Below are 22,737 nucleotides of genomic sequence, written 5' to 3'. Positions count from 1 at the left end.
TGCAACGTCGCGCCGGAGTGGTCCAGTCCGCACGGTCGCCTGGCCCAGGCGTTTTTTTGTTAGCCTGTGCCGAAGCGGCCCCGACTTGTGCAGCAATCGGTGCTTGTTAAACTGCGCAGAAAACGGGAGTGCCGCATGCTTCGCCAGGCCTTGTTCATCACCCTGCTCGGCGTCTTGCTGAGCAGCCTTGGTGGTTGTACCTACATCGGGCGCAACTATGACGAGCCCCAGGTCGAGCTGACCGGCGTGGAGCTGATCCGCGCACGGTTGTGGAGCCAGGACTTCGTGCTGCACTTCCGCGTTCGGAATCCTAACGACAGCCCCCTGCCCGTGCGCAATCTGACCTATACGGTCTATCTGAACGATCTGCTGCTGTCCCAGGGGACCGCCAACCTGCGTTCGTCGGTACCGGCCAATGGCCAGCGCAGCTTCTCGGTACCGGTGCAGACCAATCTGTGGCGCTACGTGAAGGACGTCGGCCGCATGCTGGAGGACCCCAGCCAGCCGATCAATTACCGCCTGCGCGGTCGGGTGAAGACCGGCTGGCTGTTCGGACGCAGTGTCCATTTTTCTCGCCAGGGGCAGTTCGTGCCTGGCGCCTACATCCCGGAGTTATGAGATGAACCAACACGTCCACGGTCCCGATTGCAATCATGACCATGACCACCAGCATGATCACGGTCATGCGCACCATGTGCATGGCCCGCACTGTAACCATGGTCCGGTCCAGGAGCCGGTGCGCAATCCGCTGAAGGAAGTGGGTCGCAACGATCCCTGCCCGTGCGGCAGCGAGAAGAAATTCAAGAAGTGCCACGGCGCCTGAGCCCGTTTCTGTAGGTTGGGCTGAGGCGGCTCTACCGTCGAAGCCCAGCATAGCGAAGCCAGCCTGGACTGTTGGGCTTCGCTACGCTCAGCCCAACCTACGACTCCGCGACCCTGGCGCGTTACCAGGGCTGCCCGCCGCGTTGCGACTCCAGCCGCCGGATGAACTCCTCCAGCACGAGGGCGTAGAGATCGTCCTTGAGCACGAGGTCCTCCACCCCGCAATCGATGTTGGGGTTGTCGTTGACTTCGATCACCGCCAGCTTGTCTCCCGCCTGTTTCAGATCCACGCCATAGAGGCCATCGCCGATCAGGTTGGCGGTGCGTACCGCCAGTTCCACTACGGCGTGAGGCGCGTCCTGCACCGCCAGGGTGCGGAAATCGCCACTGACCTCGGTGGCGCTGGCGCTGTGGTCGTAGATCTGCCAGTGCCCCTTGGACATGAAGTACTGGCAGGCGAAGATCGGCTCCTGGTTGAGCACGCCGATCCGCCAGTCATATTCGGTGTAGAAGAACTCCTGGGCCAGGAGCAGCACCGAGCGTTCGAAGAGTTCGGCGCTGGCCTTGCGCAGCTGGGCGGGGTCCTCGACCTTGATGACGCCGCGGGAAAAGGAGCCATCGGGGATCTTGAGCACCAACGGAAAGCCCAGGCGTTCACCGAGTCCTTCGAGTTGACCGGGATTGTCCTTGTAGAGGATCTCGGTCGCTGGCATGTCCAGTTTGTGGGCGCGCAGCAGGTCGGCCAGATAGACCTTGTTGGTGCATCTCAGGATCGAGCGTGGATCGTCCATCACCACCAGGCCCTCGCTTTCGGCCTTCTTGGCGAAGCGATAGGTATGGTGGTCGATGGCGGTGGTCTCGCGGATGAACAGGGCATCGAATTCACCCAGCCGCGCGTAATCCTTCTTTTCGATCAGCTCCACGTCCAGCCCCAGGTGTTTGCCGACGCGCACGAAATTCTTCAGCGCCTTGGCATCGGAGGGCGGAAAGGCTTCCTTGGGGTCGTGCAGGATGGCCAGGTCGAAACGGTATTTCTCGCGGCGCCCCGGCTTGAGCCAGACGCGGCGACTGAAGCCGTCGAGGGCGTTGGCGAAGAGGTCTTCCTGCTGTTCGTGCAGCTTGTGGATGCTGCCCAGCTTGAGGCCGCCGATGTGCCAGCCGGCGCGATCGCGGCGGAATTCCACCAGTAGCAGCGGGCAGGGAAAGGCCTCGAACACCTGGCGTGCCAGGTCCTGCAGGGGTGCGATGTCGGTATTGCCGAAATAGAGCGTGAGGGTGAAGCCATCGGCGCTGCCATAGGGATGGCCGGCCAGTGCCTTGGTCAGCAGCTTGTCCAGGTCCTCCAGCGCCAGGCCGTAGAGGGACTTGCGCGCCAGTTCGCTGATGGTGCGCACCGAGGGGATGACCTTGTGCCCCCGGGCTTCGGCGAGCAGCGAGCAGTAATAGCCGTGGCCGAGGTACTTCTGGCTGCGGCAGAGGTTGATCACCTGCACGCGTTTGCCGTTGTCCTGCTCGTTGGATTGCTCCAGGTATTCCTGGGCGGTGATGACATCTTCACTGGGATAGTAGGACGACCAGTCTTCCTTGCGTTCCACGACGATATACAGCTTGCTCACTGGACCTCCTCGGTGCGGGGCGTGGTCCCGGCGGAAACCCGGATGCCGCCGGACCACTCCAACTGTTGTAACGCGGGTGCTATTAACCGTTGCTTAACCATGCCAGGCTGCCCGCTCTGCTCCAGGAGAATCCTTCGCGATGAGTTTCATGCTCAGGCCCGCCGGGCTGGACGATCTGGCGGCGCTGGTCGATCTGGAAGCGCGCTGCTTCAGCTATGACCGCCTTTCCCGGCGCAATTTCCACTACATGCTCACCCGGGCGAACGCCGTGCTGATCCTGGCCGAAAATGACCGCCAGGTGGCGGGCTATGCCCTGGTGCTGTTCCACCAGAACACCTCGCTGGCGCGTCTCTATTCCATCGCCGTCGATCCCGAGGCGCGCGGTCATCGCCTGGGCCAGCGCCTGCTGGAGGCTGCCGAAGCCGAGGCGGTGGAGCGCGACTGCGCCTACCTGCGCCTGGAGGTCCGGCCGGACAACGCCGCCGCCATCGCCCTCTATGAACGCAACGGCTACCTGCCCTTCGCCACGGTAGAGGACTACTACGAGGACCACAGCCAGGCGCTGCGCTTCGAGAAGCGCATCCGCCAGCCACGCGAGGGCCAGGCCCGACCGGTGCCCTTCTATCGCCAGACCACCGACTTCACCTGTGGCCCGGCCAGCCTGCTGATGGCCATGGGCGCGCTGCAACCGGGCCGGCCACTGGAGCGGCGCGAGGAACTGCGGCTGTGGCGGGAAGCCACCACCATCTACATGACGGCAGGCCACGGTGGCTGCGGGCCCCATGGCCTGGCCCTGGCCGCCCAGCGACGGGGCTTCAGCGTGACGCTGCAGGTCAACACCCGGGGGCCGCTGTTTCTCGATGGCGTGCGCAGCGAGGAGAAGAAGGAGGTCATGCGCCTGGTGCACGAGGACTTCAGCGCCGAGGTCAAGCAGTCGCCCATCGAGCGGCTCTACCGCACCCGCCTGGACGTGGCCGCCTGGGTCGCCGAGGGCGCCTTTCCACTGGTGCTGATCAGCTCCTTCCGGCTGACCAAGGCCAAGGGGCCTCATTGGGTGCTGGTCACCGACTGCGACGAGGACTTCGTCTACCTGCACGACCCCGATGTCGACCACAGCCAGCACCGCCGCGAACTGGACTGCCAGCACATCCCCGTGTCCCATGCCGAATTCGACAAGATGAGTCGCTTCGGCCGCGGCAAGCTGCGCGCGGCGGTAGTCCTGCGAGCCGGTTGATGCAGGGTTGCACGGTGGCGCGAACAGGGCCAGGATCAGGACCAACTTGATTGGCGGGTCGCCCCATGAGTCAGTCCTTGCGCAAGCGCAACCCCTCCTACGAATTGATGGAGGACCTGAGCGGTCACTCGGTGATCTATCGGGAGCATGGTTTTCCCTGCCCGCTGGTGCGCTGGCATTTCCACAAGGAATACGAGCTGCACCTGATCGTGGCCAGTTCGGGGACCGCTTTCATCGGCGACTACATCGGCAACTTCTATCCGGGCAGTCTGTTCCTCACCGGCCCGCATCTGCCGCACAACTGGATCAGCCGCGTCGCCGAGGGCGAGGTGGTGGCCAAGCGCGACATGCTGGTCAACTTCACCAACGAGACGGTGGACAACGCCACGGCGGTGTTTCCCGAACTCAGCGGCCTGGCGCCGCTGCTGGAGCGCGCCCGCTATGGCATCGAATTCCAGGATCCGCAGCTGATCGCCCGCGCCGAGGCGCTGCTGCAACAGATCTCGGAAAGCGGCGGTGCCACCCGCCTCGGCCATTTCCTGGTGCTGATGGAAGCGCTGGCCACCTCGGAGCGCTACCAGCTGCTGTCGGGCAGCGTCGAGCCGGCCACGGCGAGCGAACAGGCGGTGGATCGCACCAACCGGGCGCTGAATTTCATCTTCGATCACTACCAGCGTGATTTCACCCAGGAGGAAGTGGCCGAGCACCTGGGCATGACGCCCACCTATTTCTCGCGTTTCTTCCGCCAGGCCACCGGCCGCACCTTCGTCGAATTCGTCAACAGCCTGCGCATCAGCAAGGCCTGCGAGATGCTCTCCCACAGCCGCATGCCGGTCACCGACATCTGCTTCGAGGCCGGCTTCAACAACATCTCCAACTTCAATCGACGTTTCCACCAGCTCAAGGGCATGACCCCGCGCCAGTACCGCAGCCTGACGGTGCAGCGCCTGACCGAACAGAACGCCTGAGCGCCTCAGCGGCTTTCCTGGATCCGGTTTGTCGCCAGCATGAGAGCCATTGAACAGACCTGGCGCAAAGTTCGGTTATGATCGAACTACCCATCCGTGCCGACCGAGGACAGAGCCATCATGAGCGAACCCTACACGCCCCCACGCGTCTGGACCCCCACCACCTCCGGCGGCAACTTCGCCAGCATCAACCGCCCTGTCGCCGGGCCGACCCATGACCAGGAACTGCCGGTCGGCGAGCATCCCTTCCAAGTGTATTCGCTGGGTACGCCAAACGGCATGAAGGTGACCATCCTGCTGGAGGAATTGCTGGCGGCCGGACACCGCGACGCCGAATACGACGCCTGGCTGATCCGCATCAGCGAGGGCGAGCAATTTTCCAGCGGCTTCGTCGAGATCAACCCGAATTCCAAGATCCCGGCCCTGGTGGATCGCCGCGGCGCCGAGCCGCTGCGTGTCTTCGAGTCCGGCGCCATCCTGCTCTATCTCGCCGACAGCTTTGGTGCCTTCATTCCCAAGGATCATGCCGGGCGCACCGAGACGCTGAACTGGCTGTTCTGGCAGATGGGCTCGGCGCCCTTCCTGGGCGGCGGCTTCGGCCATTTCTACGCCTATGCGCCAGAAAAGCTCGCATACCCCATCAACCGCTACGCCATGGAAGCCAAGCGCCAACTCGATGTGCTCGACCGCCTGCTGGCCGAGCGCAGCTATGTGGCCGGCGAGGACTACGGCATCGCCGACATCGCCATCTGGAGCTGGTACGGCAACCTGGTGCTGGGCCAGCTGTACAACGCCGCGGAATTCCTCTCGGTGCAGGACTATACCCACGTGCAGCGCTGGGCCAAGGCCATCGCCGCCCGGCCGGCGGTGCAGCGCGGTCGGCGGGTCAATCGGACCTGGGGTGAGCCAGGGGAGCAGGTGGCCGAGCGGCATTCGGCGGCCGACCTGGATTGACGCGGACCAGAAAGCAGCGGGGCCGCTGGGCTTCGCTGCGTTCAGCCGCAACCTACCTGGACGGCTGAACGTCCTTTCCATATTTCCTGCACATTTGCCCAGCAGCCTGACCTCCATCTCAGTCAGGTCTGGCAGGCATGAGCAGGAAATCCCGCATTCTCGTCGTCGTTGTCTTGGTCGGTGCCGCCGTGGCGCTGGGGCTGGTGCTGCACAGGCGTTCGACGGACGACGGTAGCGCTGCGCAAGGCAGCCATGGCGGTCGGGCCTGGGGCGCTGCCGCGGGGCAAGGCCAGCCGATCACCGTCGCGGTGGGGCAGGCCGGGCACGCCGATGTGCCGGTCACCCTCACCGCCCTGGGCACCGTGGTGGCCAACGCCAGCGTGACGGTGACCACCCGGGTGGCCGGTCAGCTGGAGCAGGTGTTCTTCACCGAAGGCCAGCGGGTGAAGAAAGGCCAGCTCCTGGCGCAGATCGATCCGCGGCCCTACCAGGCCACCCTGGACCAGTATCGCGGTGACCTGGCGCAGAACCAGGCGCAGCTCAAGAGTGCCCAGTTGACCCTGGAACGCTATCGCCGACTGGTGGCCAAGGATTCCCTGGCCAAACAGGAGCTGGACACCCAGGTCGCCACCGTGGGCCAGTACCAGGGCGCGGTGCAGGCGGACCAGGCGCAGATCGCCGCCGCCCAGTTGAACCTGCAGTACGCGCGTATCACGGCGCCGCTGGAGGGCTACGTCGGCCTGCGCCTGGTGGATCCGGGCAACTACCTGGCGGCCGGCGACACCACCGGCCTCGTCAGCATCACCCAGACCGATCCCATCGCCGTGACCTTCAGCCTGCCCCAGGCGGCGCTCGCCAGCCTACTGCCCAAGGTCCGCCAGGGCCAGGCGCTGCCGGTCACCGCGCTGGGCCAGCTGGACAGCACGACGCTGGCCGAGGGCACGCTGAAGTTCATCAGCAACGAGATCGACACCAGCACCGGCAGCCTCAAGCTCAAGGCGCTGTTCGCCAACCCGGACGAGAAGCTCTACCCCAACCAGTTCGTCAACGTGCGCCTGCAAACCGACACCCTGAAGAACGCCGTGGTGGTCCCTGCCGCCGCGGTGCAGCTGGGCAGCGACGGCAGCTTCGTCTATGTGGTGGGCGCCGATGACAGGGTGCAAAGACGCGGCGTGACCACCGGGCCGGCACTGGGCGACCGAGTGGCCATCACCCAGGGACTCGCGGGCGATGAGCGGGTGGTCATCCTTGGCATCGACCACCTGCGCGACGGCGCCCAGGTCCGCGTGGAAGGCGCGCCAGCGGCGGACGCCCGCCCATGAATCCCTCACGGTTGTTCATCCAGCGGCCGGTGGCGACGGTGCTGCTGATGGTGGCGGTGCTGTTCGCCGGCCTTCTCGGCTATCGCTTGCTGCCCATCTCGGCGCTACCGGAGGTGGACTACCCCATCATCCAGGTGACCACCCTCTATCCCGGCGCGAGCGCCAAGGTGCTGGCCACCGCGGTGACCGCGCCGCTGGAGCGCCAGCTGGGGCAGATGGCCGGCCTGGCGCAGCAGTACTCCACCAGCTCGGCCGGCGCCTCGGTCATTACCCTGAAGTTCGATCTCAGCCTGTCGCTGGACGTCGCCGAGCAGGAGGTGCAGGCCGCGATCAACGCCGCCAACAGCTATCTGCCGGACGACCTGCCCAATCCGCCCACCTACAAGAAGGTCAATCCCGCCGACGCCCCGGTGCTGACCCTGGCCGCCACCTCCGACAGCCTGCCGCTGACCCAGGTGCAGGACCTGGTCAACACCCGCCTGGCGCTGAAGCTGGCGCAGATCTCCGGGGTCGGCCTGGTGAGCCTGGCCGGCGGCCAGCAGCCGGCGGTGCGCATCGACGTCGACCCCAAGGCCCTGGCCGCCCATGGCCTGACCCTGGAAGACGTCTACACGGTGGTCAACGCCGCCAACGTCAACGGCTCCAAGGGCGGCTTCGACGGCCCGGACCACTCCATCACCATCGACGCCAACGACCAGTTGCGCAGCGCCGCCGAGTACGGCGAGCTGGTGCTCAGCTACACGGACGGCGCCGCCCTGCGCCTCAAGGACGTGGCCACCGCCGAGGAGGCGCCGGAGAACGCCTACCTGGCGGCCACGGCCAACGGCCGGCCGGCCATCGTCATCAACATCCAGCGCCAGCCGGGGGCCAATGTCATCGGCGTGGTCGACGCCATCCAGGCGCAGCTTCCCACGCTGCGCGCGGCCCTGCCCGACAACGTCCAGCCGACGGTGCTGGCCGACCGCACCCAGACCATCCGCGCCTCGCTTTCCGACGTGCAGTTCGAATTGCTGCTGTCCATCGCCCTGGTGGTCATGGTGACCTTCCTGTTCCTGCGCAACCTCACCGCCACCCTGATCCCCAGTCTGGCGGTACCGCTGTCGCTGGTGGGCACCTTTGGCGTGATGTACCTGGCCGGCTTCTCGCTGAACAACCTGACGCTGATGGCCCTGACCATCGCCACCGGCTTCGTCATCGACGACGCCATCGTGGTGGTGGAGAACATCGCCCGCCACCTGGAAGAGGGCGAGCCGCCGCTGCAGGCGGCGCTGCGCGGTTCGCGGGAGATCGGCTTCACCATCATCTCCCTGACCTTCTCGCTGATCGCCGTGCTGATCCCGCTGCTGTTCATGGGCGACGTGGTGGGCCGGCTGTTCCGCGAATTCGCCATCACGCTGGCGGTGGCCATCCTGGTCTCCATGTTCGTCTCCCTGACGCTTACGCCGATGCTCTGCGGCCGGCTGCTTCAGCACGTGCCGCCGGAGCGCCAGAGCCGCTTCGCGCGCTGGGGCGAACGGCAATTCGAGCGCCTGGTCGCGGGTTACGACCGCACCCTGGGCGTGGTGCTGGAACATCAGCGGCTGACCCTGCTGGTGGCCATGGCCACCGTGGCGCTGACCGCCCTGCTCTATCTGCTGGTGCCCAAGGGCTTCTTTCCCGGCGAAGACACCGGACTGATCGTCGGTTTCACCCGCGCCTCCCAGGATGTCTCCTTCGATGCCATGGCACGCCGCCAGCAGGCGCTGGTGCAAAGGGTGCTGGCCGATCCGGCGGTGGCCACGGTGACCTCGACCATCGGTGTCGACGGCAGCAACGCCACCCTCAACCAGGGCCGCCTGCAGATCCAGCTCAAGCCCTTCGACGAGCGCAGCGAGCGGGCGCCGGCCATCATCCAGCGCCTCAAGCAGGCCGCCGCAGGCGTCGCCGGCATTCGCCTGGACCTGGTGGCCAACCAGGAGCTGACGGTGGACGACCAGCTCACGCCCAGCCAGTACCAGCTCACCCTGGACGATGCCGACGGCACCCGGCTGGCCGCTCTGCTGCCGCGGCTGATGCCGCGTCTGCAGGCACGGCCGGAGCTGCGCGACGTGCTCGATGACTTGGAAGACCAGGGCCTCACCGCCCAGGTGGAGCTGAACCGCACCGCCGCTGCGCGCTTCGGCATCACCGCGGCAGACGTGGACACCGCGCTCTACAACGCCTTCGGCCAGCGGCTGATCTCCACCATCTTCACCCAGGCCAACCAGTACCGGGTGGTGCTGCAGGTGCCCGGTGCCTTCCGGCAGACCCCGGCGGCCTTCGGCGACATCTATCTGGCGCCGGCGATCACCGCCACGGCCAGCACCAGCAAGAGCAATAGCAATAGCAATAGCAATAGCACTAGTACGACAGCCACGAGCAGCGGTCCCAAGGGCCTGGTGCGCCTCACCGACATCGCCCGCATCGAGCAGCGCCCCGGCGCCCTGGCACTGACGCGCCTGGGGCAATTCCCGGCGGTGACGCTGTCCTTCAACCTAGCCGACGGCTACTCCCTGGAGCAGGCGCAACAGGCCATCGCCCAGTGCCTCAACGAGGCCCAGGCGCCGAGCAGCGTCACCCTGAGGTACCAGGGCGCGGCCCAGGCCTTCCAGCGGGCGGCCAGCAATACCCTGTGGCTGATCCTGGCCGCGGTGGTGGTGATGTACATCGTGCTGGGGGTGCTCTACGAGAGCTTCATCCACCCGGTGACCATCCTCTCCACCCTGCCCTCGGCGGCCATCGGCGCCCTGGCGCTCCTGTTGCTGACCGGCACCGAGTTTTCCCTGATCGCCCTGATCGGCGTGGTGCTGCTGATCGGCATTGTCAAGAAGAACGCCATCATGATGGTGGACTTCGCCCTCGAAGGACGCCAGCAACTGCACCTGGCGCCGCGGGAAGCCATCCACCGCGCCTGCCTGCTGCGCCTGAGACCCATCCTGATGACCACCCTGGCCGCCCTGCTCGGCGCCCTGCCCTTGATGTTCGCCAGTGGCTCCGGTGCCGAGCTGCGTCGGCCACTGGGGCTGGTGATCGTCGGCGGGCTGCTGGTCAGCCAGGTGCTGACGCTCTACACCACGCCGGTGATCTACCTGGTCTTCGATAGCCTCGGCGAGCGGCTGGGACGGCGCTGGCAGCGGAGCGGCGGACGATGAATCCCATCCGCCTGTTCGTGCTCAAGCCGGTCGCCACCCTGTTGCTGAGTCTGGCGGTGCTGCTGCTCGGCCTGCTCGGCTACGCCCGCTTGCCGGTGGCGCCCCTGCCCAAGGTGGACTTCCCCACCCTCGTAGTCAGCGCCAGTCTGCCGGGCGCCAGTCCCGAGACCATGGCCGCCACCGTGGCCACGCCGCTGGAGCGCAGCCTCGGCCAGATCGCCGGAGTCACCGAGCTGACCTCCAGCAGCAGCCAGGGCTCCGCCACCCTGATCCTGCAATTCGACCTGTCGCGCAACATCGACGGTGCCGCCCGCGACGTCCAGGCCGGCATCAACGCCGCCCGCAGCCTGCTGCCCAGCGGCATGCCCAGCCTGCCGACCTATCGCAAGGCCAACCCCACGGAATCGCCGATCCTGATGCTGGCGCTGACGTCCAACACGCGCAGCCCGGGCGAACTCTATGACCTGGCGTCGAGCATCCTGCAGCAGAAGATCGCCCAGGTGCAGGGCGTCGGCCAGGTGTCGATCCGCGGCAGTTCGCTGCCGGCGATCCGCATCGACCTGCAGCCCCAGCAACTGGCCCATGCCGGCATCGCCCTGGACAGCGTGCGCGCGGCCATCGCCAACGCCACCACCCATGGCGCCAAGGGCGTGCTGCACGCCGAGGGCCAGACCTGGTCCATCGAGAGCAATGGCCAGCTGGAGCAGGCGGCGGACTATGCGCCGCTGATCGTCGGCTACCAGCAAGGCGCCGCGGTGCGGCTGAGCGACGTGGCGCGGGTCTACGCCACGGTCGAGGACGTCTACGTCAGCGGCTCGCTGAACGGCCAGCCCTCGGTGACCCTGGGCGTCACCCGCCAGGCTGGCGCCAACATGCTGCAGACCCTGGACGCCATCAAGGCCCAGCTGCCGGCGCTGCAGGCCTTGGTACCGGGCGACGTGGACCTGGTACCGGTGATCGACCGCTCGGCCAGCATCCGCGCCTCGCTGCACTCCACCGAGGAGACCCTGCTGGTGGCGGTGCTGCTGGTGATCGCGGTGGTGTTCGTCTTCCTGCGCGACCTGCGGGCCACCCTGGTACCCGCCGTGGCCCTGCCGCTGTCGCTGATCGGCACCTGCGCGGTCATGTACCTGCTCGACTACAGCCTGGACAACCTGTCGCTGATGGCGCTGATCATCGCCACCGGGTTCGTGGTGGACGACGCCATCGTGGTGCTGGAGAACGTCACCCGCCACCGCGAGCTGGGCCGCGGGCCGCTGCGCGCGGCACTGATCGGCGGCCGCGAGGTGGCCTTCACCGTGCTGTCGATGACCCTCTCGCTGATCGCCGTCTTCATCCCGCTGCTGCTCATGGGTGGCATCGTCGGCCGGCTGTTCCGCGAATTCGCCGTGACCCTCAGCGTGGCGCTGGTCATCTCCATGCTGCTGTCGCTGACCCTCACCCCCATGCTCTGCGCGCGGGTGCTGCGCGAGCGCTCACCCACGGCGCCGGTGCCGACGCCCTATCGGTGGATCGAGAACGGCCTCGCGCGCCTGCAAGGCGGCTATCTGCGCGGCCTGGATTGGGTCCTGCGCCACCCGCTGCTGACCCTGGCGAGCCTGGCGCTCACCGTGGTGCTCAACGTCTACCTCTATGTGGTGGTGCCCAAGGGCTTCTTTCCGGACCAGGACACCGGGGTGGTGCTCGGCGCCATCCGCGCCGACCAGAGCATCTCCTACCAGGCCCTGGCGCCCTATGTGAAGGAGATTGCCGCCAGCTTGCGTCGTGATCCCGACGTGGCGGCGGTGATGGCTTCCACCGGCGGTGGCATGTTCGGCTCGCGCAACTCCGCGCAATTCTTCATCCGCCTCAAAAACTACGGCGAGCGAAAGGACAGCGCCCAGCGGATCGCCAATCGCCTCAGCCAGCTCGGCAGCCGCCACGCCGGCATCCAGCTGTTCCTCATGCCAGCCCAGGATCTGCGGGTCGGGGGGCGCAGCGCCAACGCCACCTATCAATTCAGCCTGCAGGCCGACGACCTCGAAGCATTGCGCAGCTGGACGCCCAGGGTGGAAGCCGCCTTCAAGGCCCTGCCGGAACTCACCGGGGTGGATTCCGATGCGCAGAACGGCGGCCAGGAGGTGCGCCTGGAGATCGACCGCGCCGCGGCCAGCCGCCTGGGGGTGACCGTCGAGGAACTCGATACCTTCCTCGACAACGCCTTCAGCCAGCGCCAGGTCGCCACCCTCTATCGCACCCTCAACCAGTACCACGTGGTGCTGGGGCTGGCGCCGGCCTACACCCAGGACCCGGAGGTGCTCAAGCAGCTGTACGTGGTGACCAGCGGCGGTGGCCAGGTCCCGCTCGCCGCCTTCGCCCGTTTCGCCGGCGGCAACGCGCCCCTGACGGTGGCGCACCAGGGCCAGATGGCGACCAGTACCCTGGCCTTCAACCTGGCCGACGGGGTGTCCCTGGAACAAGCCGAGGCGGCGACCCAGGCGGCGCTGGTCAGGGTCGGCCTGCCGCGGGAGATCCAGTCCGGCTTCCAGGGCACCGCCCAGGCCTTCGCCACCCTGGTCGCGCAGATTCCCTGGCTGGTGGCCGCGGCGCTGGCGGCCATCTACCTGGTGCTGGGCATGCTCTACGAGAGCTACATCCACCCGCTGACCATCCTCTCCACCCTGCCGTCGGCCGGGGTGGGCGCCCTGTTGCTGCTGCTGGCGACCGGCACCCAGCTGACCCTCATCGCCCTGATCGGCATCCTGCTGCTGATCGGCATCGTCAAGAAGAACGCCATCCTGCTGGTGGACTTCGCCCTGGTGGCCGAGCGCGACCGTGGCCTCTCACCCGAGGGCTCCATCCGCGAGGCCTGCCGCCTGAGATTCCGGCCAATCCTGATGACAACCCTGGCCGCCTTCTTCGGCGCCCTGCCGCTGGCGCTGGGCAGCGGCGGCGACGACGCCCTGCGCCAGCCCCTGGGCCTGGCCATCGTCGGCGGCCTGGCCCTGAGCCAGGTGCTGACCCTCTTCACCACCCCGGTGGTATTCCTCTGTCTCGACCGCCTGAGCCGCGCCAGCCGCCGGTTCTGGCGCCAGCATCTGCGCCGCGCCGCGGCCCGAAGGTAACGACCATGCCGCTCCTGCGTGCCCTGCCCCCGCTGCTCCTGCTGACCCTGCTCACCGGCTGCACCGTCGGGCCCGACTACCAGCGACCCAGCGCCCCGCTGTCGGCGCAATTCAAGGAAGCGGCCGGCTGGAAGGCCGCCCGTCCGCGCGACGACCAGGCCAAGGGCGCCTGGTGGCAACGCTACGACGATCCCCAGCTCGATGCGCTGCTGGCCCAGGTGGCGGTCTCCAACCAGAATATCGCCCAGTACCAGGCGCTCTATCGCCAGGCCCGCGCCCTGGTCCGCGAGAGCCGCGCCGAGACCCTGCCCAGCGTCACCCTGGACGCCAAGACCACCCGCAGCGAGAACGCCAGCAGCAGCGACAGCGGCAGTACCAGTGCCAGCAGCGCCACGGTCAGGAACGCCGACAGCCTGAGCCTCGGCCTGAGCTGGGACCTGGACCTCTGGGGCAGGCTGCGCCGCACCCTGGAAGAGGACCGCGCCAGTGCCCAGGCCAGCGCCGCCGAGCTGGCCAACGCCACCCTCAGCGCCCAGGCGGAGCTGGCCCAGGACTACTTCCAGCTGCGCGTGCTGGATCGGCGCCTGGCGCTCTATGACCAGACCCTGGCCGATTACCGGCGCTACCTCGCGGTGATCCAGAACAAGTACGACGAACAGCTCGCCTCCCGTGCCGATCTCGCCCAGGCGCGGACCCAGCTGGAAAGCGCCGACGCCAATCGGCTGGCCCTGACCACCCAGCGCACCCAGCTGGAACACGCCATCGCCCTGCTGCTGGGCAAGCCACCGGCGGCCTTCGCCCTGGCCGTGGATCGCCGGTGGCAGGCGCGGCTGCCGGACATTCCCGCCGGCCTGCCCACCGCCCTGCTGGAGCGCCGCCCGGACATCGCCCAGGCCGAGCGCCAGGTGGCCGCCGCCAACGACGCCATCGGCGTGGCCACCGCCGCCTACTACCCGGACCTCACCCTGAGCGCCAGCGGCGGCTACCAGAGCAGCCTGCTCGGCGAGCTGTTCAAGACGCCGAGCCGCTTCTGGTCGCTGGGCCCGACGCTCTCCGGCACCCTGTTCGACTTCGGTGCCACCCGCGCGAGCGTCGACCAGGCCCGCGCCGCCTACGACGCCAAGGTGGCCAGCTACCGCCAGACGGTGCTCACCGCCCTGGGCGAGGTGGAGGACGACCTGGTGGCGCTGCACGTGCTCGGCCCCGAACTCGCCGCCCAGCGCCGCGCCGTGGCCGCCGCCCGCGACTCGGCCAGCGTGACCCGCGACCAGTACGAGGCCGGCATCATCGACTACCTGGACGTGGCCACCACCCAGGCGACCCAGCTGAGCCAGGAGCAGAGCCTGCTGCAGCTGGAATCCAGCCAGCTGGTGACCAGCGTGCAGCTGCAGATGGCCCTGGGTGGCGACTGGCAGGCCGCACGCCTGGCCGATGCCCCCTGACAGCCACCCCTGGAGCTGCTAGCGTGCCCCTACCTTCCGCCGTCGAGATCCGCATGGGCCTGCTTCGCCTGTCCCTCTCCGCCAAGGTCTTCCTCGCCGCCCTGGCGCTCTGCGCCTTTGCCGTGCTGGGCATGGCCTGGGCTTCCTACCTGAGTTTCTCGCGGGATTTCCTCGGCTATCTCAACGGCCAGGCCGAACAGCGGCTGGATGCCCTGGTGCCGCGCTTCGAGCACGCCTACGCCGAGCATGGCAACTGGGATTTCCTGCTCAACCAGCACCCGCCCGAGGCCTGGATCCAGCTGCTGCGACCGGAATTCCCCGCGAATACCAGCGTCCGCCCCTCCCCGCCGGTGTCGGATCTCACCGGCGCCTTTCTGCGCTTCTCGCTGCTGGATGCCGAGCATCGCTACCTGATCGGCTTTCGCGACCTGCCGCCCGTCCCGCTGTTGCGAGCCATCCACCGGCAGGGCCAGGTCGTCGGCTGGCTGGCCCTGACGCCCTTCGAGGCCGTCATCAGCGACGGCGACCGCCGCTTCCAGCAGAGCCAGATCCGCTCCAGCCTGGTGATCGCCTTCGTCTGCCTGCTGCTGGCCGCCGCCCTGGCCTGGTGGATCGCCCGCACCCTGTTGCGGCCGATCCGGACCGTGGCCGCCGCCACCCATCGCCTGGCGGCCGGCGACTACGGCATCCAGCTGCCCATCCGCTCCGCCGACGAGGCCGGTCAGCTGGCCCAGGACTTCAACCGCCTGGCCCGCGTACTGGCCAGCAACGAGCTGCAGCGCCGCGCCTTCATGGCCGACATCTCCCACGAGTTGCGTACGCCCCTGGCGGTGCTCAGGGGTGAACTGGAAGCCATGGAGGATGGGATCCGCCCGCTGGATGTCGGCGGGCTGAAGTCACTGCAGACCGAGGTCGGCTCGCTGAACAAGCTGGTGGACGATCTCTTCGAACTGTCCCTGGCCGAGGTGGGTGGCCCCACCTACCGCCACGAACCGCTGGACCTGGCGACCCTGCTGGCGCTGACCGCCGATGCCTGGCGCCCGCGCTATCGCCAGGCCGGCCTGGAGCTGCGACTGGAGCTGCCGGACACCCCGCTGCTGATCCGCGGCGACGAGGCGCGCCTGGGCCAGCTGTTCTACAACCTGCTGGAGAACAGCCTCAGGTACACCGAGGCCCCTGGCCAGGTGCATCTCGCCGCGCGCCAGGTCGGCAACCTGCTGCAGGTCGATCTTCAGGACTCCGCGCCCGGCGTTCCCGCAGCCGACCGCGAGCGGCTGTTCGAGCGCTTCTACCGCGTCGAAGGCTCGCGCAGTCGTCGCAGTGGCGGCGCCGGCCTGGGCCTGGCCATCTGCCGCGGTATCGCCGAGGTCCACGGCGGACAGCTGCAGGCCCAGGCCTCTGCGCTTGGCGGCCTCTGGCTCGAACTCCGGTTGCCCGCCCTCGCTGACCGGAGTCCGGCATGAACCAGACCATCCTGCTGGTGGAGGACGAACCCAAGCTCGCCGCCCTGCTGGGTGACTACCTCATGGCCGCCGGCTTCACCTGCGACTGGCACGCCGACGGCGAACAGGCCCTGGCCGCCATCCGCGCCACACCGCCCGACCTGCTGCTGCTCGACCTGATGCTGCCCGGCCTCGACGGCCTGGAGGTCTGCCGCGCGGTACGCGCCTTCAGCGCCCTGCCGATCATCATGGTCACCGCCCGGGTCGACGAGATCGACCGCCTGCTCGGCCTGGAACTGGGCGCCGACGACTACATCTGCAAACCCTTCAGCCCACGCGAGGTGGTGGCCCGGGTCAAGGCCGTGCTGCGCCGCAGCAGCGTGCCGGGCGGCCCACCCGCGCCCAGCGGCCTGCAGCTGGACGCCGAAACCTACCAGGCCAGCTTCAACGGCCGGCCCCTGGAGCTGACCCCGGTGGAATTCCGCCTGCTGGCCACCCTCGCCCAGCACCCCGGCAAGGTGCTCTCACGCGACCAGTTGCTCAACCACCTGCACACCGACTATCGCATCCTCACCGACCGTACCGTCGACAGCCACGTGCGCAACGTCCGCCGCAAGCTGCACCGCCTCGATCCGGACTGCGAGCTGATCCGCTCCATCTATGGCGTGGGCTATTGCCTGGAGGCTTGACCCGCTCAGCCTGCCGTCGACCAGGCCGCACTCGCCGACCCCAGCCGCGTAGCCGGCCGCTGCCAGTGCAGGCGCAGGGCGCCGATCTGCAGCGGCGGGCGCAGCCGCAGCCCCGGACCCCAGGCGGTGGGCTCGGGTACGGCGTCGTAGTCGGCGTCCTGCACGCCGGTATAGAGCGGCTCGCAGGCCACGGCGGCATGCTCGGTCAGCAGGCAGGCCGTACGCGCCAGCGACAGGCGCGCACTCAGGATACGGCCTTCGCGCAGGCGGCCGGTGAGGCCCCGGATGACCGCGGCGGCCATCAGGTAGCCGGTGGCGTGGTCGAGGGCCTGGACCGGCAAGGGGACCGGCTGCTTCGCCTGCCGCCAGTCACGCCCGGCCGCCGCGATGCCGCAGGACATCTGCACCAGGCTGTCGTAGCCACGCCGCAGGGCCCAGGGCCCGGTCCAGCCATAGGCGCACAGGGACACGTCGATCAGTGCCGGATTCAGCGCCCGGCGCTCGGCGCGGCCATAGCCGAGCCGCGCCAGGACGTCGGCGCGATAGCCGTGCACCAGGACATCCGCTTCCCCCAGCAAGGCTTCGAACGCCAGACGGTCGGCCGGCCGGCGCAGGTCCAGTCGCGCGCAGCGCTTGCCCAGCGTCACCTCGGGTGCCTGGGCCGGTTCGTCCCAGCCAGGCGGATCGATGCGCAGCACCTCCGCGCCCAGGCCAGCCAGCAGGCGGGTGGCGATCGGCCCGGCCAGGATGCGGGTCAGGTCGAGGACGCGAAGGCCTTGCAACGGACGTTGTGGATCGGGCCGCCAACTGTTCGCGATATCCGCGGCGGTCCATTCCTTGGCGATCAGCGGTTCGGCGCGAACGGCCTGCCCCTGGGGATGCGCCTGCCACTCCGCCTGGGTGCGCAGCTTCGCCGCGCAGCCGCTTGCAGCGACGATGGCCGTCTCCAGGGCTTCGCCAGGCCAGTCGGCCATGGCCTCGGCGACGGCGGCCGGGTTGTTGGCACAGCCCAGCACGGCGAGGGCGCGCTCCCGGTGATGAGGCGCATTGGCGTGCAACCGCAGCCAGCCGTCGCGGGTGCGGTAGTCGCCAGTGATCGCATCCCAGACAGCGGGCAATTCCCAGCCCAGGGGACGCAGAGACGTCTTGAACCAGGCCGCGGCCAGGTGCCGGTCAACCTTCACCGGCAATCCGGGTACCCCTTTGGCCAGCAGATCGCTGGCGGCCAGGCCGGCGGCTCCGATCGCCACCGTGGCGAGGTCGCTGACCGGGAAGCACGCGGCCAGGCTGTCGTTACCCTGGACCTGCAGATTCGCCGCCTGGGCAGCAGGCAGACCCAGGGCGGTGACGAGTTCGCTTAACAAAGACGGGAAGGCGTCAGGCGTACGGGATGGATGGGGCATAGGCAGGTCCTCCGCGGCAGCAGGCAGTGTTGCCACGGTAGCCCTGCTGGTGCGAGCAGGACACCCGCGTTCGTCTGTCTACCGTCCAGCCCGACACGGGGACAAATCGCCCGGCGCCAGGGTCTGCCCTTCATCACCCTCAACAGACCCGATCAGGAGACCCCATGACCGAACGTCAGCTGCTTATCGCCGGTGCCAGCGGCATCATTGGCCAGGCCGTACTGGAAGCCTTCGCCCACGCGGGCTGGTCCATCCTTACCGTCGGCCGCTCGACCCAGGCGCCCAGTCGCTTTCCACACCTGACCGCCGACCTGCTGGACCCGGACAGCCTGGCCGCGGCCAAGGCCGACCTCGCCGGCGTGACCCATCTGTTCTACAGCGCCCTCAAGCCCAATCCTGACCCGGGCGTCGAGGCGGACGAAAACGCCGCCATGCTGGAGAACCTGGTCGACGCGGTACGCGGTGCCGGCGCCCCCCTGGCCCGCATCACCTTCGTCCAGGGCGGCAAGATCTATGGCGCCCACCTGGGGGTGTACAAGACGCCAGCCCGCGAGGACGACAGCCGCCACTTCCCGCCCAACCTCTATTTCCGCCATGAGGACTTCGTGCGCAGCCTGGAAGCCGACGGCATTCGCTGGACGGCCCTGCGCCCCGACATCGTCATCGGCCATTCGCTGGGCTCAGCCATGAACCTGGGCAACCTGATCGGCCTCTACGGCGCCCTGTGCAAGGCGACCGGTACCGCGATGCAGTTCCCCGGGACGGAGCAGGCCTATCGCGGCGCCCTGGTCAACGTCACCGCCGCGCCCCTGCTGGGCGAAGCCGCGGTCTGGGCCGCCGAAGCGGAGCGCGATGGCGCCTTCAACCTCACCAATGGCGATGTCTTCCGCTGGAGTCACGTCTGGCCCAGACTGGCCGACTGGTTCGGGCTGGACGTGGGCGAGCCGCAACCCATCTCCCTGGCCCAGCGCCTGACCGCGCTGAAGCCGGTGTGGCAGGCGCTGGCGCAACGCGAAGGGCTGGCCGAGGCCGATCCCGAGCGGATCGCGCCGGGTGCCTTCGGCGACTTCATCTTCCATGTGGAGAAGGACGCCATCTTCGATGTGACCAAGGCGCGGCAGGCCGGCTTCGGGCAGATGATCCTGAGATCGGACGAGGTCTTGCTCGCGCACCTGGAAGACATGCGTCGGCGGCGGCTGATTCCGTAAGATGTCCTTTATGTAGGCCGAGCGTCACGAGCCGAATACGGGGCATCCTCTACACGTTCCATGCTCGGCACGGACAACGTCCCGAGCATGAGAGCCGATCCAGATCGACGCTGTCTTCAGTGTGTCGGCAGTGAAGGTGAGCTGGATCCTCTGTTGTCGGGCAGAGTTGATCGGAGTTACTACGACCAAGAGTACGCACCATATCGGTCACGCAGAGCACGGTCACAACAGGATAATAAATTTATTATAAATAATCTTAAAAATAATAACACCTCCAGTTTGTGGACTTGTTTTAATTGACACTCTTCTACCTCATCATCATGAAACACTCCTCGTTAAGCTCGCCAAGAACAAACGTTATAAAACACATCCCATCGACTAGGCAGGCTGAGCGTTCCAACCCGCGATTTACCTATTGAGGGTCGACGCCCCCCTCAGGCTTACAGTTAAACGAAGCGTTAGGGCCTGCCGCTTGGCTAAACAACTAAGCGGAGCGACATCGTTTACGGAAAGCTTAAGGTCAAGATTCTCTAGCACAGGCGTTTTCATTACTTATCGTGCTTAGCTTATTGTCATTTGTCGGAAAGCGAACGGCGCATTTAAAGTTTGAAAAGGCAAATCCGATAACGGGACAGCACCAACGCTCAACCTCCCTGCGGAGTATGTCCATGCTGTCCAATATGTCGATTTCTAAAAAACTGATGGCAGGTTTTGGCCTCGTCATCGCGATTATTTGCATACTCGTTCTGGTCGCCCGCCACGGCTTTTCGGCGATTGACCAGTCAGTTAGTTGGAATATCCATACCTACCGAACCCTGGACGGTGCCAATAAGCTTCTCGTCAGCCTGACCAACATGGAAACTGGCATGCGTGGCTTCGCACTGAGCGGGCAAGACGACTTCCTCGAACCGTACTCGAGCGGCAAAGCCGCATTTGAGAAGGCTTGGAACGAACTGAAGTCGCTTACTGCGGACAATCCCATCCAGCAGACGCGGCTGGATGAGCTGAATGTAGTCAGAGAGCGCTGGCTGAACGACGACCTTGAGCGCTCGATCCAGCTGCGCCGGTCCGTCGTCCAAGGCAGTGCAAGCATGGACGACATGGTCAAGCGCATTGTCGATCGTCAGGACAAGGCTAAGATGGACAAGATGCGTCAGATCATCACGGCCTTTAGCGCCGACGAAGCCAAGCTTCTGGATATACGCACGGCAGAGATGCGGTCGGCCGAACAAGGCGCGCTGTGGATGCTGACCGGCGGTGGGCTCCTGGCTGCCATTGCATCGCTGATCGTAGCGCTGGGACTTTCCCGCTCCATCAAACGCCGTCTGGGTGACGCCATCGCCTCGGCACAGGCCATCGCGGCCGGTCAGCTGGATATGGATATCAAGCACTCGGGAAGCGACGAAATCGCCAGCCTGCTGAAGGCATTCAGCGCCATGCAAGGACGGCTGCGTGAAATGATCGTGGAAATCAAGGACGGTACCGGTCGCCTGCTCCATGCCGCCAACGACATCTCCGGCACATCTGAAGAGTTGGCGCTTGCTGCCCGCGATCAGTCGGCTTCTGCGTCGTCGATGGCGGCTACCGTCGAGGAGCTTACGGTCAGCATCGCCCATGTCTCAGCAAGCGCTGGCGACGCCCATACCATCTCGAGCGAGTCCGGCAAACGCTCTGTCGAGGGCGGCAAGGTAATTCGTCGCACGCTTGACAGCATGACGGAGATCGCCAGCACCGTACAAAACTCAGCTGAACAGATTTCGGAACTGGGGCGCCATACCGATGAGATTACCTCGATCGTGAATGTCATCAGCGCGATCGCCGAACAGACCAACCTGCTTGCGCTCAATGCCGCCATCGAGGCAGCACGCGCAGGCGATCAGGGCCGCGGCTTCGCCGTGGTGGCGGATGAGGTTCGTCTACTGGCCCAGCGTACCGGCAAATCCACCCAGGAGATCGCCGATATGATCAAGAAGATCCAGATAAGTACCCAGGAGGCCGTCAGCAGCATGAATGTTGGGGTGGCTCAGGTTAATGAGGGGGTGGCGTTGGCCAGCTCGGCCAGCCTTGCGATCGACGAAATCCGCGACGGCGCAGATCGGATTATCTCCGTGGTCGATCAGATTTCCCTGTCGCTGCAAGAGCAATCAGCAGCGAGCCAGGATGTCGCCCGTAACGTCGAGCGAATTGCACAGATGGCGCAAACCAACAGTCATTCCAGCCAGAGTGCATCGCGCAACGCAGTGGACATCCAGCACCTGGCTCAGGCGCTGGACAGGCAGGTCGCGCAGTTCCGTCTGTAGCGGTCCCGAACACGCCCGCTCGATGAGCGGGCTGCTTCGCCGATCCGACCATTACCTCATTCGACCTTGCCCATCAGCCTATGCCCTTTAAACGTGCTGAAGTGTGGGAGCCCGCCAAGGTCGCCTGTTCCGGAATTCACTCGACCCTGCGCACCGCGGCGGCTCTGCGTTTGATGTGACTGAAACAGGTTATGTATTGCCAGCTAGCCTAGCCCTCAACGGCCTATGCGCTGGCAAAAAGAACGGCCTGGATTCGTGGTGGAAACCGGATCAGTAAACGTGTACATCGGCGCTGGCAACCCGCTGGCGGACAGTCTCCACGCGACATCTTGCTCCACTAAGCGAAGACAGCTGGCGACGCACTAGGCCAAATTCGACAGCATGGTCGGCTGCCCTACACGCCCGTGGCGACCGCTGCAGGTTGCGCACGGATTACACAGCCGCTACATCCTCATGGGAGCCCCTATCCTGGAAGCCTTGAGCGTCTACCTGGGTCTTGCCGCCCTAGCCTTCGGTGCGGCCACCCTGCTGCCTCTGCAATCGGAAGCAGCGCTGGCGGGACTGCTGCTGACCGATCGCTACGCGACAGGGCTTCTGCTGCTGGCCGCTACCTTGGGCAACGTCGCCGGCTCGACACTGAACTGGTGGCTGGGCACCCACCTCGAACGCTTCCGCCAACGCCGCTGGTTTCCGGTATCGCCGGAACGCCTTGTGCGTATCCAGGTGGCCTATCAGCGCTGGGGCTGGTGGTCGCTGCTGCTCAGTTGGACACCCGTGATCGGCGATCCCCTGACGCTGGTGGCCGGGGTGATGCGCGAACCGCTGTGGCGCTTTCTCTTGGTGGTGACCCTGGCCAAGGTCACGCGCTATGTCGTGGTCTGGGGAATTACCCTGGGCTGGCGCTGAGCCGGCGCCCCACATGGGCTTCTTGCTCATCCTGAAAGCATCCGCTGGCACCGGCCGCTCTGAAATTTCGACGGAATGTCGTGGTGCTTGAGGGCTCGCCGTAGACCTGCGTAAGCGCAGCCCAGTGGATAACAGCCGTGTCAGCCATGCACCTTGA

16 protein-coding genes are annotated in these 22,737 nt (G+C 66.6%); 14 read left to right on the top strand and 2 right to left on the bottom strand.

Annotation, left to right across the window (positions count from 1 at the left end; all coding sequences use genetic code 11):
* The first annotated feature begins 135 nt into the window (after window positions 1-135).
* Both RCF34_RS09625 and RCF34_RS09620 read left to right on the top strand, forming a co-directional pair.
* Entirely contained in the window at window positions 136-618 is a 483-nt protein-coding gene (locus RCF34_RS09625; protein WP_308707961.1) for an LEA type 2 family protein, read from the top strand.
* Between the two features lies 1 nt (window position 619).
* Complete coding sequence (locus tag RCF34_RS09620) at window positions 620-823, top strand: SEC-C metal-binding domain-containing protein (RefSeq protein WP_308707960.1); 204 nt, start codon at window positions 620-622, stop codon at window positions 821-823.
* Between the two features lie 121 nt (window positions 824-944).
* On the opposite strand, the gene RCF34_RS09615 is transcribed toward RCF34_RS09620, so the two are convergent.
* Window positions 945-2,438 carry a RimK family protein gene (locus RCF34_RS09615; RefSeq protein WP_183630657.1) on the bottom strand — a complete coding sequence of 498 codons (1,494 nt, stop codon included), beginning with the start codon at window positions 2,436-2,438 and terminating at the stop codon, window positions 945-947.
* Between the two features lie 139 nt (window positions 2,439-2,577).
* On the opposite strand from RCF34_RS09615, the gene RCF34_RS09610 reads away from it, so the two are divergent.
* The 9 genes from RCF34_RS09610 (at window position 2,578) to RCF34_RS09570 (ending at window position 16,763) form a co-directional block, all read left to right on the top strand.
* Window positions 2,578-3,672 carry a GNAT family N-acetyltransferase/peptidase C39 family protein gene (locus tag RCF34_RS09610; protein ID WP_308707959.1) on the top strand — a complete coding sequence of 365 codons (1,095 nt, stop codon included), beginning with the start codon at window positions 2,578-2,580 and terminating at the stop codon, window positions 3,670-3,672.
* Between the two features lie 65 nt (window positions 3,673-3,737).
* Window positions 3,738-4,640 carry an AraC family transcriptional regulator gene (locus RCF34_RS09605; RefSeq protein ID WP_308707958.1) on the top strand — a complete coding sequence of 301 codons (903 nt, stop codon included), beginning with the start codon at window positions 3,738-3,740 and terminating at the stop codon, window positions 4,638-4,640.
* Between the two features lie 120 nt (window positions 4,641-4,760).
* Window positions 4,761-5,594 carry a glutathione-dependent disulfide-bond oxidoreductase gene (gene yghU / locus RCF34_RS09600; RefSeq protein WP_308707957.1) on the top strand — a complete coding sequence of 278 codons (834 nt, stop codon included), beginning with the start codon at window positions 4,761-4,763 and terminating at the stop codon, window positions 5,592-5,594.
* 137 nt (window positions 5,595-5,731) lie between these two features.
* Window positions 5,732-6,916 (top strand): MdtA/MuxA family multidrug efflux RND transporter periplasmic adaptor subunit, encoded by a 1,185-nt coding sequence (locus RCF34_RS09595; RefSeq protein WP_308707956.1) that lies wholly within the window; start codon window positions 5,732-5,734, stop codon window positions 6,914-6,916.
* Complete coding sequence (locus RCF34_RS09590) at window positions 6,913-10,086, top strand: efflux RND transporter permease subunit (protein ID WP_308707955.1); 3,174 nt, start codon at window positions 6,913-6,915, stop codon at window positions 10,084-10,086. Before RCF34_RS09595 ends, RCF34_RS09590 begins: the two co-directional genes overlap by 4 nt.
* The gene (locus RCF34_RS09585) at window positions 10,083-13,190 is read left to right on the top strand and encodes an efflux RND transporter permease subunit (RefSeq protein ID WP_308707954.1); all 3,108 of its coding nucleotides are present in this window, start codon (window positions 10,083-10,085) and stop codon (window positions 13,188-13,190) included. Before RCF34_RS09590 ends, RCF34_RS09585 begins: the two co-directional genes overlap by 4 nt.
* Before the next feature lie 5 nt (window positions 13,191-13,195).
* A complete protein-coding gene (locus tag RCF34_RS09580; RefSeq protein WP_308707953.1) occupies window positions 13,196-14,632 on the top strand; it encodes an efflux transporter outer membrane subunit in 1,437 nt (478 codons plus the stop codon).
* Window positions 14,633-14,685: 53 nt separating this feature from the next.
* Window positions 14,686-16,095, top strand: a complete 1,410-nt coding sequence (locus tag RCF34_RS09575) for an ATP-binding protein (RefSeq protein ID WP_308708263.1) — start codon at window positions 14,686-14,688, stop codon at window positions 16,093-16,095.
* Window positions 16,092-16,763 (top strand): response regulator, encoded by a 672-nt coding sequence (locus RCF34_RS09570; RefSeq protein ID WP_308707952.1) that lies wholly within the window; start codon window positions 16,092-16,094, stop codon window positions 16,761-16,763. Before RCF34_RS09575 ends, RCF34_RS09570 begins: the two co-directional genes overlap by 4 nt.
* A 5-nt stretch (window positions 16,764-16,768) precedes the next feature.
* Here RCF34_RS09570 and RCF34_RS09565 read toward each other — a convergent pair whose 3' ends face one another.
* The gene (locus RCF34_RS09565; protein WP_308707951.1) at window positions 16,769-18,166 is read right to left on the bottom strand and encodes a CoA transferase; all 1,398 of its coding nucleotides are present in this window, start codon (window positions 18,164-18,166) and stop codon (window positions 16,769-16,771) included.
* 164 nt (window positions 18,167-18,330) lie between these two features.
* On the opposite strand from RCF34_RS09565, the gene RCF34_RS09560 reads away from it, so the two are divergent.
* From RCF34_RS09560 to RCF34_RS09550, 3 genes are all read left to right on the top strand, one after another.
* The gene (locus RCF34_RS09560) at window positions 18,331-19,374 is read left to right on the top strand and encodes an SDR family oxidoreductase (protein WP_308707950.1); all 1,044 of its coding nucleotides are present in this window, start codon (window positions 18,331-18,333) and stop codon (window positions 19,372-19,374) included.
* A 668-nt stretch (window positions 19,375-20,042) separates the two neighbouring features.
* Window positions 20,043-21,674, top strand: coding sequence for a methyl-accepting chemotaxis protein (locus RCF34_RS09555; protein ID WP_308707949.1), 1,632 nt, complete (start codon window positions 20,043-20,045; stop codon window positions 21,672-21,674).
* Window positions 21,675-22,127: 453 nt separating this feature from the next.
* Entirely contained in the window at window positions 22,128-22,580 is a 453-nt protein-coding gene (locus RCF34_RS09550; protein WP_308707948.1) for a YqaA family protein, read from the top strand.
* Window positions 22,581-22,737: the final 157 nt, after the last annotated feature.

It is taken from the genome of Pseudomonas sp. 102515, from assembly GCF_031085165.1.
Taxonomy (GTDB): Bacteria; Pseudomonadota; Gammaproteobacteria; order Pseudomonadales; family Pseudomonadaceae; genus Chryseomonas.
This window is presented reverse-complemented; position numbering and strand designations above follow the sequence as displayed.

Excerpts from the sequence above, each read along its gene's own strand:
- RCF34_RS09620 (WP_308707960.1), top strand. The coding sequence starts at position 620 with ATGAACCAACACGTCCACGGTCCCGATTGCAATCATGACCATGACCAC.
- RCF34_RS09560 (WP_308707950.1), top strand. The coding sequence starts at position 18,331 with ATGACCGAACGTCAGCTGCTTATCGCCGGTGCCAGCGGCATCATTGGC.
- RCF34_RS09625 (WP_308707961.1), top strand. The coding sequence starts at position 136 with ATGCTTCGCCAGGCCTTGTTCATCACCCTGCTCGGCGTCTTGCTGAGC.
- yghU (WP_308707957.1), top strand. The coding sequence starts at position 4,761 with ATGAGCGAACCCTACACGCCCCCACGCGTCTGGACCCCCACCACCTCC.
- RCF34_RS09590 (WP_308707955.1), top strand. The coding sequence starts at position 6,913 with ATGAATCCCTCACGGTTGTTCATCCAGCGGCCGGTGGCGACGGTGCTG.
- RCF34_RS09575 (WP_308708263.1), top strand. The coding sequence starts at position 14,686 with ATGGGCCTGCTTCGCCTGTCCCTCTCCGCCAAGGTCTTCCTCGCCGCC.
- RCF34_RS09550 (WP_308707948.1), top strand. The coding sequence starts at position 22,128 with ATGGGAGCCCCTATCCTGGAAGCCTTGAGCGTCTACCTGGGTCTTGCC.
- RCF34_RS09555 (WP_308707949.1), top strand. The coding sequence starts at position 20,043 with ATGCTGTCCAATATGTCGATTTCTAAAAAACTGATGGCAGGTTTTGGC.
- RCF34_RS09585 (WP_308707954.1), top strand. The coding sequence starts at position 10,083 with ATGAATCCCATCCGCCTGTTCGTGCTCAAGCCGGTCGCCACCCTGTTG.
- RCF34_RS09570 (WP_308707952.1), top strand. The coding sequence starts at position 16,092 with ATGAACCAGACCATCCTGCTGGTGGAGGACGAACCCAAGCTCGCCGCC.
- RCF34_RS09595 (WP_308707956.1), top strand. The coding sequence starts at position 5,732 with ATGAGCAGGAAATCCCGCATTCTCGTCGTCGTTGTCTTGGTCGGTGCC.
- RCF34_RS09565 (WP_308707951.1), bottom strand. The coding sequence starts at position 18,166 with ATGCCCCATCCATCCCGTACGCCTGACGCCTTCCCGTCTTTGTTAAGC.
- RCF34_RS09610 (WP_308707959.1), top strand. The coding sequence starts at position 2,578 with ATGAGTTTCATGCTCAGGCCCGCCGGGCTGGACGATCTGGCGGCGCTG.
- RCF34_RS09580 (WP_308707953.1), top strand. The coding sequence starts at position 13,196 with ATGCCGCTCCTGCGTGCCCTGCCCCCGCTGCTCCTGCTGACCCTGCTC.
- RCF34_RS09605 (WP_308707958.1), top strand. The coding sequence starts at position 3,738 with ATGAGTCAGTCCTTGCGCAAGCGCAACCCCTCCTACGAATTGATGGAG.